This window comes from Thalassospira sp. MCCC 1A01428, from assembly GCF_002115825.1.
Classification (GTDB): domain Bacteria; phylum Pseudomonadota; class Alphaproteobacteria; order Rhodospirillales; family Thalassospiraceae; genus Thalassospira.
On sequence record NZ_JFJZ01000007.1, the window covers coordinates 126,784 to 141,839 of the forward strand.

General features: G+C 54.2%; 12 protein-coding genes. 6 read left to right on the plus strand and 6 right to left on the minus strand.

The features are described from left to right. Positions 1 to 123: 123 nt before the first annotated feature. From THS27_RS08345 to THS27_RS08355, 3 genes are all read left to right on the plus strand, one after another. Positions 124 to 2,754 carry an ATP-binding protein gene (locus tag THS27_RS08345; protein ID WP_085589754.1) on the plus strand — a complete coding sequence of 877 codons (2,631 nt, stop codon included), beginning with the start codon at positions 124 to 126 and terminating at the stop codon, positions 2,752 to 2,754. 123 nt (positions 2,755 to 2,877) lie between these two features. Next, positions 2,878 to 3,657, plus strand: a complete 780-nt coding sequence (locus THS27_RS08350; RefSeq protein ID WP_139835524.1) for a hypothetical protein — start codon at positions 2,878 to 2,880, stop codon at positions 3,655 to 3,657. 90 nt (positions 3,658 to 3,747) lie between these two features. Next, positions 3,748 to 4,257, plus strand: a complete 510-nt coding sequence (locus THS27_RS08355) for a DUF523 domain-containing protein (RefSeq protein WP_085589895.1) — start codon at positions 3,748 to 3,750, stop codon at positions 4,255 to 4,257. Between the two features lie 31 nt (positions 4,258 to 4,288). On the opposite strand, the gene THS27_RS08360 is transcribed toward THS27_RS08355, so the two are convergent. The 4 genes from THS27_RS08360 to goxA form a co-directional block, all read right to left on the minus strand. Next, entirely contained in the window at positions 4,289 to 5,059 is a 771-nt protein-coding gene (locus THS27_RS08360) for a PH domain-containing protein (RefSeq protein ID WP_168184855.1), read from the minus strand. Positions 5,060 to 5,192: 133 nt separating this feature from the next. Then, entirely contained in the window at positions 5,193 to 5,999 is an 807-nt protein-coding gene (blaOXA, locus tag THS27_RS08365; protein ID WP_085589760.1) for a class D beta-lactamase, read from the minus strand. A 120-nt stretch (positions 6,000 to 6,119) separates the two neighbouring features. Then, complete coding sequence (gene goxB / locus THS27_RS08370; RefSeq protein ID WP_085589762.1) at positions 6,120 to 7,217, minus strand: glycine oxidase maturase GoxB; 1,098 nt, start codon at positions 7,215 to 7,217, stop codon at positions 6,120 to 6,122. Beyond that, complete coding sequence (goxA, locus tag THS27_RS08375) at positions 7,214 to 9,253, minus strand: CTQ-dependent glycine oxidase GoxA (RefSeq protein ID WP_085589764.1); 2,040 nt, start codon at positions 9,251 to 9,253, stop codon at positions 7,214 to 7,216. Before goxA ends, goxB begins: the two co-directional genes overlap by 4 nt. Positions 9,254 to 9,575: 322 nt before the next feature. Here goxA and THS27_RS08380 point away from each other — a divergent pair, with 322 nt between their 5' ends. The 3 genes from THS27_RS08380 to recA all read left to right on the plus strand — a co-directional run bounded on the left by THS27_RS08380 (position 9,576) and on the right by recA (position 12,844). Then, the gene (locus tag THS27_RS08380) at positions 9,576 to 10,475 is read left to right on the plus strand and encodes a DMT family transporter (protein ID WP_085589766.1); all 900 of its coding nucleotides are present in this window, start codon (positions 9,576 to 9,578) and stop codon (positions 10,473 to 10,475) included. 390 nt (positions 10,476 to 10,865) lie between these two features. Beyond that, on the plus strand, positions 10,866 to 11,339 hold the full coding sequence (nikR, locus tag THS27_RS08385) for a nickel-responsive transcriptional regulator NikR (RefSeq protein WP_085589768.1): 474 nt from the start codon (positions 10,866 to 10,868) through the stop codon (positions 11,337 to 11,339). Between the two features lie 431 nt (positions 11,340 to 11,770). Further along, a complete protein-coding gene (gene recA, locus THS27_RS08390; protein WP_085589770.1) occupies positions 11,771 to 12,844 on the plus strand; it encodes a recombinase RecA in 1,074 nt (357 codons plus the stop codon). A gap of 382 nt (positions 12,845 to 13,226) precedes the next feature. On the opposite strand, the gene THS27_RS08395 is transcribed toward recA, so the two are convergent. Both THS27_RS08395 and THS27_RS08400 read right to left on the minus strand, forming a co-directional pair. Continuing rightward, complete coding sequence (locus tag THS27_RS08395; RefSeq protein WP_085589772.1) at positions 13,227 to 13,745, minus strand: superoxide dismutase family protein; 519 nt, start codon at positions 13,743 to 13,745, stop codon at positions 13,227 to 13,229. A 481-nt stretch (positions 13,746 to 14,226) separates the two neighbouring features. Then, positions 14,227 to 14,913: a DUF5610 domain-containing protein gene (locus THS27_RS08400; protein ID WP_085589774.1), complete on the minus strand. Its 687-nt coding sequence runs from the start codon at positions 14,911 to 14,913 to the stop codon at positions 14,227 to 14,229. Positions 14,914 to 15,056 lie beyond the last annotated feature (143 nt).

The following is a 15,056-nucleotide window of genomic DNA, read 5'->3' on the forward strand; positions in this document are numbered from 1 at the left end:
TTTCGATGTTCGATAGGGCGTCCTTGGGGGAACAGCCGGTGAAACTTGTTGGTAGCCAGTGGGCGTAATTGCAGCTAAAACTATAGGCTGTCGTAATAAGCTGTTGGTAATAAAGGCGGTGACGTGCTGTTACGGGGGTTAATCCTTGCAGTAAGTGTGGCGTTTGTCGGTTTCATCTATGTCCTGATGCAAATCATGGCACAGGCAGGAATCGACCCACGCCTGATGTGGATCATTGGTGCGATGGTCACAGGGGTCGCTGCATTGGCAGTGGGCATCCTGTCGGTGACCGCGCGTCGCCGTGAGGGCGACCGTGATCTGGCGCCTCTTATGTCCGGTTTTGCAACATCCGATATTGGCATTGCCCTGATCGATGCCTATGGGCGGACCCTTTATGCCAATCCTGCCTTTTCCCAAAAACTGGGTATCGAACCGGGCGAAGACATGCTGGCTGCGCTGGAAAGCCGGTTAAGTTTCCTTGGCGCTGACAGTGCGGACCTGACGGATTTGCGCGCGCGCGCCATGCGCGGCGAAGCTGGCGAAATTTATTTCGACTCTGTTGCGGAAAAAACCGATACCGATGATGCCAAAGCCGGGCCAGAGGGACCGGCATCATATATTGTTGCCCCCGCCGCAAGCGATGAAGCCGCAATATCGGGCGTAAATGCAACAGGCCCGGCCCCCCGTGCCGGAATATTGCGTTTGTCGGTTACCCCGGCCAATGCCCGGCGCGGGCAAATGTTATGGACGGTTGATGGTGTTGATGCCGCCAGCCGCAACGCCATTGTTGTCGAACAGGGCCGTCAGCTTGCCTTGCAGGATGCAACCGCCGTTGCCAGCCACCTTGCCCCTGATGTGCCCGACCATATTGGCGGTATTTCATCGCATCTTCCTGCGGGCACCAGGGGATTCGAGCATGCCGATCTGATGATCGAACGTTTGCCGGTCGGGGTGTTTGGCCTGGATGAAGACGGGCGGATTCTTTATGTCAATCAGCGCCTGGCAACATGGCTGGGCGGTAAACCCGAAGACTATGCCGATGGCGCGGTTGAGCTGGCCGACCTGATGGTTGGCGATGGCATGAATGGCGAAGTGCGCCTTAAGGTGCGCGGCGGCGAGCCGATCAAATGTTTTATCACCCATTCGATCAATGCGCCCAATACCGGGCCGATTCGCAGCCAGGCCGTTGTTTTCCCCGATCCGATGCCCGCACATGAATGGGAACACGCCCTGGCCGAAACAGAACGCCGGGTGCGGTGGTTCTTTGATGACAGTCCGCTTTCCATCATTCTGGCCGATATGAGCGGCACCGTCACCGATGCCAACCGCGCCTTTATCGATACCGCCGGGCAAAAACGCGACAAGGTTATTGGTCGTTCCATTCTTGAACTGATCCTGCCCGAAGACCGCGACGATGTGGCGCGCTATTTGTCCAAGGCTGTGATGGGCATGGGCAAGGGCGGCCAGATTGAAGCCCGCCTGCAAGGATCGCGCGGGGTGGCGGCCCATATTTACCTGCAACGGGTTGCAGGCCGGTCGGGCGAAAGCGGTGCGTTGCTGCTTAACTTCCTTGATACGACCGAGCAGAAAAACCTTGAGGAACAATTTGCCCAGTCGCAAAAAATGCAGGCCGTTGGCCAGCTTGCGGGTGGTGTTGCGCATGATTTCAACAATCTGCTAACCGCCATGATCGGCTTTTGCGATTTGCTGTTGTCGCGCCACGGGCCGGGCGACCCCAGCTTTGCCGATATTATGCAGATCAAACAAAATGCCAACCGGGCGGCGAACCTTGTGCGCCAGCTTCTGGCGTTTTCGCGTCGGCAAACCTTGCAGCCCAAGGTGATTAACATCACCGATGCCCTGGCCGAAATGTCAAACCTGTTGCGCCGTCTGATTGGTGAAAAGATTGACCTTAAGGTGGCACATGGCCGCGATATCGGGCTGGTCAAGGTTGATCCGGGGCAACTGGACCAGGTGATTATCAACCTTGTGGTCAATGCGCGCGATGCCATGTCGCAGGGCGGCGGGGTGCTGGCAATCAAGACCAGCAATGAAATTGTTGATGAAACCAAACATGCCGGTACCGAAATTATCCCGGCGGGCGATTATGTGCGTATCGAAGTTCGCGATACCGGCATTGGTATCCCCAAAGATAACCTGACCCGCATTTTTGAACCGTTCTTTTCTACCAAACAACGGGGTGAAGGCACCGGCCTTGGCCTTTCAACCGTTTATGGCATCGTTAAGCAAACGGGCGGTTTTATTTCGGTAGAAAGCGAAATGGGGGTTGGCACAACCTTTACCATTTATTTGCCCCGTTATGAAATTACCGCCGAAGAACTGGCCGCCAGCCAGGCTGTTAGCGAAGAAGCCCCGTCACGTGATTTAACCGGTAGCGGGGCGATTTTGCTGGTCGAGGACGAAGATGCCGTGCGAACCTTTGGGGCGCGTGCCTTGCGGGGCAAAGGTTATGATGTTCTGGAAGCCAGCAACGGGGATAATGCCCTTGAGGTTCTGGAAAACACGGACAAAACGATTGATCTGGTGATTTCCGATGTGGTGATGCCGGGCCTTGATGGCCCCAGCCTTATCCGCAAATTACGGGCTGAACGCCCGGATTTGAAAGTCATCTTTATTTCCGGCTATGCCGAAGATACCTATCGTGACGAGCTTGATGAAGAAAACGGTGTTCATTTCCTGCCCAAGCCCTTCTCGCTTAAGGAACTGGCAACCAAGGTAAAAGAGGTTCTTTAACCTTTTCCGGCTCAGGAATGGCGGTTGCCAGCGTGCTGATGATTTAGGGGTGCAAAACCGGGACTTCCGGTTTTGCACTTTTTTATTTTTACATATCCAGGGCATGGCACGCGCAACCATTATGTGCTTAAACCTGCCCATCAATTTTATGCGCCCGAATGGAGCCGCCTGACCGTGCAGGACTATTTTGTTTTTCATGTCGCCCGCAAATTTGCGGGGCGGGCCTTTATTGTGCTGCTGGCTATGATGGCATTGCCGTTTTATCGGGCGCAGGCCAATAGCCTGTCACAGGGCAAATGCCTTGTTATGGCGATGCCCGAAGTTTTAGGACCGCAACATAATTACGAAAATTACATTCTGGCAATGGCACAGGCCGGTTTGTGCGTTGATCCGGTATGGATGCCCAATCAACGGGCCGTTCTGGCCCTTGAAACAGGGCATGTGGATGGCATTTTTGCCCGTCCTGCCGGGTTTCAAGACGAAGTTTCTGTTTCGGTTCTTTCGGGGGCAAGCCGTGTGGGCCGGGTGTCGGAAATGCTGGTAACAAAGGATGCTGGCATTACCGGGCTGGGTGATTTGCGCAATCAGTCTGTCGGTGTTTGGCTGGGGTCAAAATGGTCTGATACGTTGCTGGCAAACCACCCGAATGTGGTGCGTGTGCCAGGTGGCCCTGTGATGATGCAAGGCATGATCAGAAAGGGCCATATCGATGCCATGTTGCTGGATGGTTATTCCCTTGATGCAAGCGGGGGCGTACCCCCCGGTTTTCACGCCCGCAGCATCGGCGAAATCACGGTTTATAGCTGGGTTTTGGCCCGCCATCGCGATTACCTGCCCAAACTGGATGCCGGAACCGTCATATTTCGTCAGCAGTTGCTTAAAGGCGGGGCGAAACAGTTCTGATCCGCTCGTCCTGTTTTCAGGATATGGTATATCGGGATAACGTCCTTTGATTTCGTTCTGATTGTGTTTAACCGTTGGGAGAACCTGTTTGTGCCAGCCCGTATCCTGATCAGTTCGTGCTTGCTGGGCGCACCGGTGCGTTACAATGGCTCTGCCAAAACGCTGGTTCATGATGCGATTGAACTTTGGCAGGAACAGGGGCGTCTGGTGCCAGTATGCCCCGAAATTTCGGCCGGGTTGCCCATTCCACGGCCCCCCGCCGAAATCGAACAGGGATATGACGGCACCGACGTTCTGGTGCGCAACGCCCGTGTCGTTGAAAATACCGGGCGCGATGTTACCGATGCCTTTTTATCGGGGGCACAAATTGCGCTTGATCTTGCCCGTTCCCGCCAGTGCCGGTTTGCGTTGCTAACCGATGGCAGCCCGTCTTGCGGCAGCAGTTTTATCTATAACGGGCAATTTAACGGCACGCGCCATAACGGTGTTGGCGCAACGGTTGCCTTGCTACAGCGCAACGGCATTGCCGTGTTTGCCAATACCGAACAGGGCATTGCCCTGCTTCAACAGGCGTTAAATCAGGCAGACCGGGCCGTTTAACGGCTCTGGTGTGGAAACAATGCCAACTGCGCTAGAATGTTTCGGTTTCATGTGGCAGGTTGGGGTTCTGGTTGTGCGTGTCGATAATGGTTTCGCGGCTGCGCCCGGTGATATTTACCGGTTCACTGGCCCGGTGCGATGTCACCCGGCCAAAGAAATCCGATAGTTCCTTGGCAACTTTTTCGGGCGATGTAACCTGGCGCAAAACAAAGCTGTAACCCAGCCGGTCGGTAATACGTAAATCGCCAAAATCAAAAATATTGCCAATCACGCTTTTGTATATCTGGGTGGCTTTGATGGCTTCAAAACCGGTGTCGTCCTGATCCTTGATAAAAACACCACTGCGCGTCACGATCCGGTTGTTGGTGATAACACGTTCAAAAAAGAACAGGTCGCGTATTGCGGTTATCGGCAACAATATGCTGTCGCGTGCCGCGGCGGTTGAAATGCCCAGCGCACGGCGAAACAGACGCCAGATAATCGATATTGCAGCAATGATCACGCCAAACAGGGCAATGGAAAATACAAATTCGTAATTTTCCCACATCCGGTTTAAGGCGGCGAAGGCATCCGGCCCGGTAACGGCGGATTTAAGATAAGGGCGCAGAAAATCGTATATTTCGGCATAATGATAGGCTGCAAAAATAAGCACCGCCAGCCAGATGATCTTGATGATGCCGGGCACCAGAATGGATGTTGGCGATAACGGCAAATCCATGATTACCACCTCGCCATCATGCAAATGGCGACGGATCCCCTTAAAAGGTTTGGTTTGCGCGTCTTCTGTGTTTTTCCGGCTCATTAAGGCGTTCCTGTTGCTGGCGACCGCCTCCACCATACTGCGTGCGCCATATTTCGCAAGGTGATGGCTATATGGTGTGCCGGGGAATGTGACCGTCGGCGCGTTTGGCGGGGTGTTGTGTGTGAAACTGGTATTAAAAGGCGTGATCGTTGGCAAAAAGGTCGATCAGGACAGCATCGCGCGCGGCAAAGCCGGGAGATTGTGCCGGGCGGGTGGTATCACGGGTTAGTCGGGCAAAGACAACAGACTGCTGCCCTTTGTGGGCCCATCCAACAAACCAGCCCACCGGTTGGCCTTTGATTACGGTGCCATCGGCCTGCTGCGAAAGCCCGGCACCGGTTTTGCCATAAACATGCCAGCCACCGGGTTGTCTGCCGATATCAAACAGGGCGGGTATTGTATCAAAGGCGTTTGGGGCCACCGGTAATTCCCGACGGACCAGTTTTTGCAAAAATGCGACCTGTTCCTCAGGCGATATTTGCAGGCTGGAACTTAACCACGCACGGGTCAGGCCATTGTTTTTGCCAGTATCGCCTGAAACATCCTGATTGCCGTAGTCAAATGCGCGGACATAATTTTCATAGCGTGCCGTGCCCAGTTTTTGCGTGATCTGCTGTGAATACCAAACGACGGAATATTTGATCCAGCGGGCTGGGTCGGTATCCTGACGCCAGGCCGTTCGCCAGTCAGGGTATCCTTTTTTGAATGGCAAAACCGGGTGGTGGGCATCGGTTAAAATCCCGGCATCATATCCCATCAGGCTGATTGCGATTTTAAAGGTCGAGGCGGCGGTGGCCCTTTGCGTGCAATTTCCCTGCGATAGCAGGGTTTCGCCGGTTTGGGCGTTCGCAACCAATGTACAAACGGTAATGGTTTTTGCCTGTGCCGTGCCTGTCGTGGCCCATGTGCCGGCCCATGCCCCGGCCAGAATGGCAATCATTAACGATAGGTATTTCACAACCCCGCCCCTTTGAATGTTGATACAGCACAGCAGGGGCAGTCTGGTTTAAAAAGCTGAATTTATTCTGAACCTGTTGGCCTGTGACCCAAAAGGCAAAGATCAGGTTTCAGGATGTTTGCCATGGCGGCGTTGCCAGAAAAGCGACTGGCAAAAACGGGTTTCCTGTTGATAGATTTTTTGCCGCTGAACCAGAAAATCGTCGATCCCCTTTTTGACGGCAGCGTCATAGGACGCGAGAGCGTCGGTTTGCCCTTTGCGGGCGGCACAAATGGCATGGCTGGCCTGGCGGGCCATCCAGAGGGCCGTTGTCATGCCGTGCGATGATAGCGGGTCAAATGCTGCGGCGGCATCGCCAACTGCCGCCCAGTTTTGCCCCGAAATCGGGGTCATCCATGTGGTGCCGGCACTGGCAAGGATTGGCAAATCATGCAGGGTGAAACCGGCACTGTCGATCCAGCGGGCGATATGGCGGGTTTGTGCAACCAGCGACGACCATGTTTTAAAATCCCGGCTAATCCCGGATGGCAGCAGGTCGGGGTCGGAAAAATAACTTACGACCATGCGGCTGTCGGGCAATAGGGCTGCATACCACCAGCCGTTTTCTGTTGCTTCAATCAGGGTGGCCGGTGTGGGTTCCACATCCATGTCGGTTTGCCGTAAAAAGCAATGTGCCGCCACCAGTTGGTCGGTGCGCTGGCGCTTGCCTTGCGTGATGGCAAGTGTGCTGCTGCGGCCGGTGCAATCGAGAACAAAGGGAAACACACGGCTTTTGCCATTGGCAAATGTCAGCTTCCATTTGCCATCATTTTCGACGGCATGGTGTATGGTCCGATCAATATGGGTCACACCACGCTGCAGGGCCGCTGTGAACAGGTCGGCTTCAAACCCGGCCCGGTCCAGCACCGTGCCCGGCCCTTCAAGATGGACAATGGCGTTGCGTTCAACAAGCTGGTCGCTGCCCCAGGCCGAAAAGCTGGTATTGGCCGCCCGATGCATGGGCCGGGCGAGCAATCTGGCCAGGCCAAGGTCCGCCAGAATGGTGTTGGCGGCAGGCGATAATGTTTCGCCAATCCGGTCTCGTCCCGGGGTGGGGGCAGGGGCAATCCAAACCGGGCGCACCCCGCGCTGTAATAATGCAACGCAGGATGCGGCACCGGCAATGCCGCCGCCAATAACGGCAATATCGGCACGTGTCATTTCGGCAATTCACCGTCTTCGGGCGTCCAGACGTAATTCATTTCCATGTCGCTGCGTTCTACTTCAACAAACATCTCGGCAGGGACACCCTTGGGCCGGTTAACATCGCTTGGCCCCGGTTTGCGCACCACAAATCCCATGCGTTGCCATAACGCGATCATGTTGGTGATGCCATCCCAGTAACTGCCATTGGCATGGTAACCAATGCCCGCCACCCCGCGCGACCACGGCACGCGGTTTTCAAAAAACTTTTTGCGTTCTTCGGCTGACAGGTCGGTGCGCATCATTTCGTCGTAATAGCGTTCGGGCAGCACATCAATCGGCAGTAAAGCCGGCCACCAGACGGCAGTGGGAAATTCCGACTGCATCAGCACTTGCTGGCAGCTAAAGGCATCGCATTGCCATGGCAGGCCCATCCAGCGGGTTAAATCGCCGGGCATTTGCGGGCCAATGGGCGGCGGCGCGCCATTGCCACCGTTAAAGGCCTTTTCGGGCGTTAACAACCGGCCAATATTCTGGATCAGGCTGGGGCGGTCGCCATGGGCGAGACGGAATGGTTCGGCCTTGTCATTGCGGTTGCGTTCATACATCGGTGCCAGCCGCAAATAATAGGTCAACTCGACCCCGGGGTGAAACGCCCCGCCCGAACAGGGTTCAAGGGCGGCTTCGGTTAAGGCATGGGGGCGCAGGGCCACATCCATGTCGTCAAGTTCGTGAACGGCGTCGGCTTCGGTGTCATCAAAATCGTCAATAAAATTGCCAGCCGCCCATGCCTTCAAATAGGAATATTGCAGTTTGGGAAACTGGAACCATTGCAACGGGCTGCCATCGTAATTTACCCCGTCGCCCAGCATATAAGGCATTTTAAGCTGTTCTTCCTTATAGGCATTGGGGCCGGTATTTTCGGGGTTGCGGAACTTGGCAAATATTTCCGCGCGGAAGGCCTTGTTGTCGGCCGATGGATTGGCCAGTTTGGCGATATAGGCGGGGTCGGAAAAATCGCCAACGGCCAGCCAGCCTTCGCGGAAATTGGCGGCATTTGTCAGCCATTCCATCAATGCCAGGCGGCGGAAGGTCGGGTAAATATATTTGCGAAATGACAGCGGTTCAGTGGGGGCATCAGCCCATTTTTCCGACACGTTCAAATCGTCAATCACGTCGTACAGGGTGGTGATGGGCGGAATTTCCGGGGCAAAATTGGGGCCGACACAGGCAATCCATGCCGGGTCTGCGACCATTTCGGTGCCATCGCCCAGTTTGACTTTGGCGGTGACGGGGCCGTCGCACCAGTCATCATGCCAGCCATCGTTGTCGGCAAAGCTGGTAATCCCCGCATTGACAGGGCTGGATGATTTGCCGTCGGGCGGAAACACCATCAGCCGCCCGGCATCATCGGTGCGCACTTCGCCAAGGCCCACCGGGTTATCACCATAAAACGACCCGCCCATGGCAAAATCATCCAGGCCGCCATCCTTGTTGGTGTCCTTGCCTGAAATTGTTGTGGCACCCCCGTCAATCACCAGCATGTCTTCGCGTTTTTTATCGGATACAAAAAACTGGTTACGCATCTGGCCAGGTAGGCCCGGTGCCAAATCACCATTATCAAGCGGGTTGTTAAACCCGTACCAGGCGGCCTTGGTGTTGGCGACATGCACCTGCCAGTCAATGGTGGCATCATTGCCGGTAATTTCGCCGATCACGCGGTCCTGGTCATCAAAGGCATAAATGCGAAAACGTTGAACCTGCTTTTTGATCAATTGTCGCCCATCTTTAAACCCGCCTTCGGGCCGGGGCGGCAGGCCGGGAACTTCGGGGGCCAAAAACCACTGCTTGCTGCCACCTACACGTGAAATGCCAATCGCAGGGTAAATGCCCACCCGGGCAATTTTTGCGCCTTTGGGGGCGGCCTTCGGGGTGTTTTTGCTGCTAATGGCTGACTTGGCGATCATGGGAAACGCCATTAAAACGGCCCCTGCACCAACGCCTGCCAGAAAATCCCGGCGTTTGACGCCTTTGGTGCCTGTTGTCGATTTCATCGTGTTATCTCCCCTGTTTGCACAACCCAGGGAAATTATTCCGCAGGTTGCGCAACGGGGCAATAAAACAATTTTAATTATAATGTGAATTTTGAAGTTTTTTGCGGTCACAAATCAGGGGCTTGTTCGTCTGCGCGGCTGTTTTATGCCGTTCAAAGGCGGGGCGGGCGGAAATGGAACTGGCGAAGGTGGGGGGATGTTGGCTTTGCCGGTTAGCGTGCGGTTCCAGTTGCGAAAATTGCCGATGTGTGATTGAAACGTTTTCCGAGTTTTTCCTGTATTTTAAACGAGGCAGCCTGCCTCGCGCCTGGATGTTCCTTGCATGATCCCATTTTTCGGTGAAGCTGCTGCGATGATGGCGGCCCTGTCCTGGGCGACGTCGAGCATGATTTTCTCCAACATCAGTGGCAAGGCCGGGGCGCAAAGTGTTAATCGCGGGCGGTTGTTATGCTCCATCACCTGTCTGACGGTGCTTCACTGGGTCATTGAAGGCCAACCCTGGCCGCACGCCACCACCCCGGAGCAAATTGGCTGGTTAGCCTTGTCGTCGGTTTTGGGGCTGGTGATTGGCGATGCCATGCTGTTTCAGGCATTTGCCATTCTGGGCGCGCGCCTGTCGATGCTGATGATGTCGTCTGTCCCCATTATGGGGGCAACCCTGGCGTGGTTTCTGTTTGACGAGGTTTTGACACCGGTTCAGATCGGCGGGGTTGCTTTGGGCGTGGGGGGCATCCTGACGGTGATCATGATCCGCAAGGGGCGGCCGGCCAATTTGAACGGGCGGCAATATCTGGTCGGTATTCTGTTCGGGCTGGGCGGCGCTGTGGGCCAGGTTGCCAATCTGATAACCGCCAAATACGCACTGATTGGCGGCTATTCCGCCTTGTCAGCCACCTGGATCAGAACCCTGGTGGCGGTGGTTATTATGTGGGGTATTGCCGCCTTGAGCGGGCGGATACGCCGCACTTTGGTGTCCTGCACGGCACCCGACGTGCGCGGCTGGTTAATGTTGGGGGCATTTGTTGGTCCGGCCATGGGGGTGTGGTTATCGATGCTGGCGGTGCAAAATGCCAATGTCGGTATTGCCAGCACCCTGATGGCAACGCCACCGGTTTTGCTGATTATTTATGAAGGTGTCGTGCTGCGCAAACCGGTTGGCTGGCAGGCGGCATTGGGAACATGTATGGCCTTTGCCGGGGTCGCCATTCTGTTTTTGTCGTGACATGCCATTATGTCCAAAAAAAACAGCCATACTCCGACGGAGCAGGCTGTTAGTTAAATACAGATAATATATCTGTGGGACACGAGCAAATGCATGAAGCGGGGCGGATAAGGACAGGGAAGTCACGCCCGTTCATGCCCGCAAGTCATATGAGGTAATTTTATGGCTGTCATTCAAACTATTGTAATTGTTTGAATTTGTCAGGATTGCATAAGGAATGTTATTGTATGGACCTGTCCTGTGCCGGGGTGACAGGCGAGGGCGCGCAGCAGCGTTGTGAAGTTTGATTGAAACATCGGTCATCCTTTGTGAAATTGGCAGTCATAAACGTTGGTCAGGTGGTATATCTGCCAGGTACATATGCCCGATGATTAAGGAAAGGATTATGGAATGACGCGCGTGACCGTTTCCATCGAGGACGATTTGATGTCGGCCTTCGACGAATTTCTTGACGGGCGCGGCTATACCAACCGCTCCGAAGGGTTTCGCGACCTGATCCGCGAAAAGCTGCAACAGGAACAATTGGCCGACGATAAAAACGGCAGTGGCATTGCCGTGCTGAACTATGTTTATGACCATGAAGAACGTATGCTGGCCAGCCGGTTGATGTCTGCCCAGCATGAACATCATGATCTGACGGTTTCAACTGTCCATTTTCATATCGATCATGATACGTGCCTTGAAATCGTGACATTAAAAGGCAAGCTGTCCGACATTCGCAAATTTGCTGACCAGATTTTGGCCCAGCCCGGTGTCCGCCACGGCAGCCTTTATACCGTTCCCGGTGAATTGCATATTGAAGCCCATCGCCACGGCGAAGATGGCCATACGCATAAACACGAACATCTGAAAATCACGACCTGATATTTGGTGCTGAATATCGGTTTTGCCCAAACCGGCATATCGCGACCGGCCTGATCACGCAGCCATATGGCGGGCGAGGTGACTGGCAGGGGCGGTTTGCCCATCAGCCTGCCGATGGCGCGCTGATGGGGGCAGGAAACGGGTTTGCCATAAGCAGGGATATGTTGCCTTTGTTTTTTAGCGGGAAAAACTTTTGTCGCTTGCGGGGGATAGGGCCTGACAAATTTCGACCGGTGGAATGAGAACAAACTTGCAACATCGAAAAATATATGACAGTGTTCGCATTATGTTCTCAACGCCTCTGCGTGGAAGGGCCGGGAAATGTTCCGTTCTTTTGTGCAGGGTACCCAGCGGTGGCGTTCCGCATTTCGGACCGGGGAACCGCCTGCGTTGCATCTGACCCGGCCCTGTGGAATAAGAGAGTTCGAGCGATGATTCAAACCGCGCTGCAATTGGTGGATAAGGATACTATGGATAAGCAAAAAGCACTTGAAGCCGCCCTAGGGCAGATCGAACGCGCCTTTGGTAAAGGCTCGATCATGAAGCTGGGGCAGCGCGGCAGTGTTATTGATATTTCGGCCATTTCAACGGGTTCGCTGGGACTTGATATTGCGCTTGGCATTGGTGGTTTGCCCAAAGGCCGTATTATTGAAATTTATGGCCCGGAAAGTTCGGGTAAAACAACGCTGGCCCTGCATGTGATTGCCGAAGCCCAAAAAGCGGGTGGCACCTGTGCGTTTGTCGATGCCGAACATGCGCTCGACCCGGGATATGCCCGCAAACTTGGCGTTAATGTCGATGAATTGCTGATTTCGCAGCCCGATGCCGGTGAACAGGCCCTGGAAATTTCCGACACGCTGGTGCGTTCCGGTGCGATTGATGTGCTGGTGGTTGACTCTGTTGCTGCCCTTGTCCCGCGCGCCGAACTTGAAGGTGAAATGGGCGATACCCATGTCGGCCTTCAGGCCCGTTTGATGAGCCAGGCCTTGCGTAAACTGACCAGCTCGGTTTCGCGGTCCAACTGCATGGTTATCTTTATTAACCAGATCCGCATGAAAATTGGCGTGATGTTCGGTAGCCCGGAAACCACGACCGGTGGTAACGCGCTTAAGTTTTATGCTTCTGTTCGTTTGGATATTCGCCGCATCGGCCAGATCAAGGACCGTGACGAAGTTGTCGGCAACCAGACACGGGTCAAGGTTGTTAAAAACAAAATGGCCGCGCCGTTCAAACAGGTCGAGTTTGACATTATGTATGGCGAAGGCGTTTCCAAAATGGGCGAAATTCTTGATCTGGGCGTTAAGGCCGGGATCGTGGAAAAATCGGGCTCGTGGTTTTCCTATAATTCCACCCGGGTTGGTCAGGGGCGTGAAAATGCCAAAAACTTCCTGCGCGACAACCCGGAAATGACCAACGAAATTGAACGCGCCATTCGTGAAAGTGCCGGCCTGATCGCCGAAAGCATGACCAATATGAGCGACGACGACGTTAGCAACGACGATTAAGTTTTCGGCGTCTTGATTTTCCTAAAAACGGGTACCCCAAAAGGTGCCCGTTTTTTTGTACGGGTCGGGGCAGGTTATGGCGATGTGTATTTGCTTTATCCTGGCAAAGCGGATTTGCTGTCGTGCAGTCGGAGGGGCTGTGCCGGCCCGGCTCCGGGGATGGACGTTCCATCGGGGGAGGGGCACCGGGCGGGTATAATAATCCGGCACGTCGTGATGATGTTGTGCTGATTACACCGTTATTCCCGCAATAGGCCGCTTTGCCTTTGATCAGGGCGCGGGGCAAAACACTCCCTTCTTGTCGTGGAACGGTTGTGGTCGGTTTAATTGCAGGTGCTGCCAGGTTCTGTTGCTGCCAGCCCATAAAATTAACGATCCTTGCTTATTTGATGGTCGCGCAGGCAAGACGTTCACCAGCTGCACCGGATGGCTGGGTCATATAATCATCTGCGCCGGCATGGATAACGATGGCCTTGCCACGCACGCCATTTTCTTTGTCATCAAGTGTCACATTGGTATTAATCACCTGGCTGAACATCTTCCCCTGATCATTAACATATTGATTGGGCATATCGCCCGCATGGGAACCGTCTTTTACCAGAAAGCCATGTGATTTATGGGTCGGGTTAAAATGCCCGCCTGCTGTTTTAAAATTGCTGGCAGTATCGCATTTTCCATTTTCGTGGATATGAAAAGCAACCCACTGGTCAGATGGCAGGCCCGTGACTGCGGCCTTTATCACAACGCCGCCACCGGTTTCGGTTAAATCAGCGGTTCCAATATTGGTGCCTTCGGCATTGTGAAAGGTTGCGGTGGCGGTGGTTTCGGCAAAGGCAGGAAAGGCGACCAGTGAAACGGCGCCCGCCACAAGGGCGACCAGGGGGGCGATGATGGCTCGCATCGGTGTTCTCCTTATTGATTTGTTAACTTATTGAACTGTGCAGCCCTTCCTTTGTTCCCGCCGGACACAAGATTGTTTTGTGCGCAGCACACACCCTTAAAGGTTTAAAGGTGATTTTGGTTATCGGTGAAGTTATCCTTGTTGTTGATTGCGGCCCGTCTTAAGTGCGCCTGTCGCCTGTCGCCTGTCGCCTGTCGCCTGCCGCCTGCCGGGGCAAAGAACAATCGTTATGAATGATCCTTGATGGTCGAGCCCGGTTTATGCCGCGCAGGCGTATCGTGGCACCCGTGATTGGCACATAAAAAGACCGGCCTGACGGGGGAGTGTCAGGCCGGTTACTTCTTGCTGCTTGCTCGGTCTTATGCTGTTTTTCGGATATTGGCGGCCGATGGCGTTTTTCAATAGCGGCAGATATCTTTTTTTGAATTAAACGGCCAACAGTTTTCAAATGCCGGTTTTCGAGCCCGTTTAGGCCGCGACATCAGGCATAAGTGCCAAATTGTGGTCTATTGCGGTCTTGCGCCACGGCGGCCTGTGCCGAATACTGGCTGGCCTGTGCGGTTTGCGTAATCTGGGTCTGAACGATCTGTTCGTCACCCTCAGGTTTCGCAGCCGCAAGGGTTGCTTCTTTTTGCGGGCCAAACAGTTCGGTAATGCGCGCATCAAGCGATTTCAAGCCATCGTCAAGGCGCTGCTGGGTATCGTTGATGCTGGCGTTAACTGTTTCATTTAACGCGCCCAAACCTTCCAGAATATCGCGGGCCTGATCAATCCCCTTGGCGATCCCCTTCGAGGCTTCAGACAGAATGTGCCGGGCTTCGTCGCCGTTATCGGCGCGCGCCGTAATCAGGTTGGATACCTGGGTTAAAATCCGGTCTGCCACAGCTTCGGGGGTGTAATCATCGGGATTAACACCTTCGATTGATATGCCCGAACTGGCCAGGTTTTCGTTGATCGCGGAAATAATCTGATCTGTGCTTAACGCCTGGGCAGATCCGCTGGAAAGCGAGATTTTGGTGGCATCGCCAAAGATATTCGATCCCGAGTCTTTACCCGTCAGGGATGCATTTTTACCAGACGCAGCATCACCGCCCGGCAAATAGGCCTGGGCAGAACGTGTTGATATTGCGGTATTTTGAATATTCTGGCCACCAATAAAGATGTCCATTTCCCAACTCCTGCGATCATTCGCGGGAACGCGCGTTAATTTTCAACTAACGACACTGACATATTTTTGCGAAAAAAGCCAGCGAAGTATTAACCAAAGGGTTGAGTGAAGGGTGGGTCTGCGCTGTTTAAGCAATGTTTTGC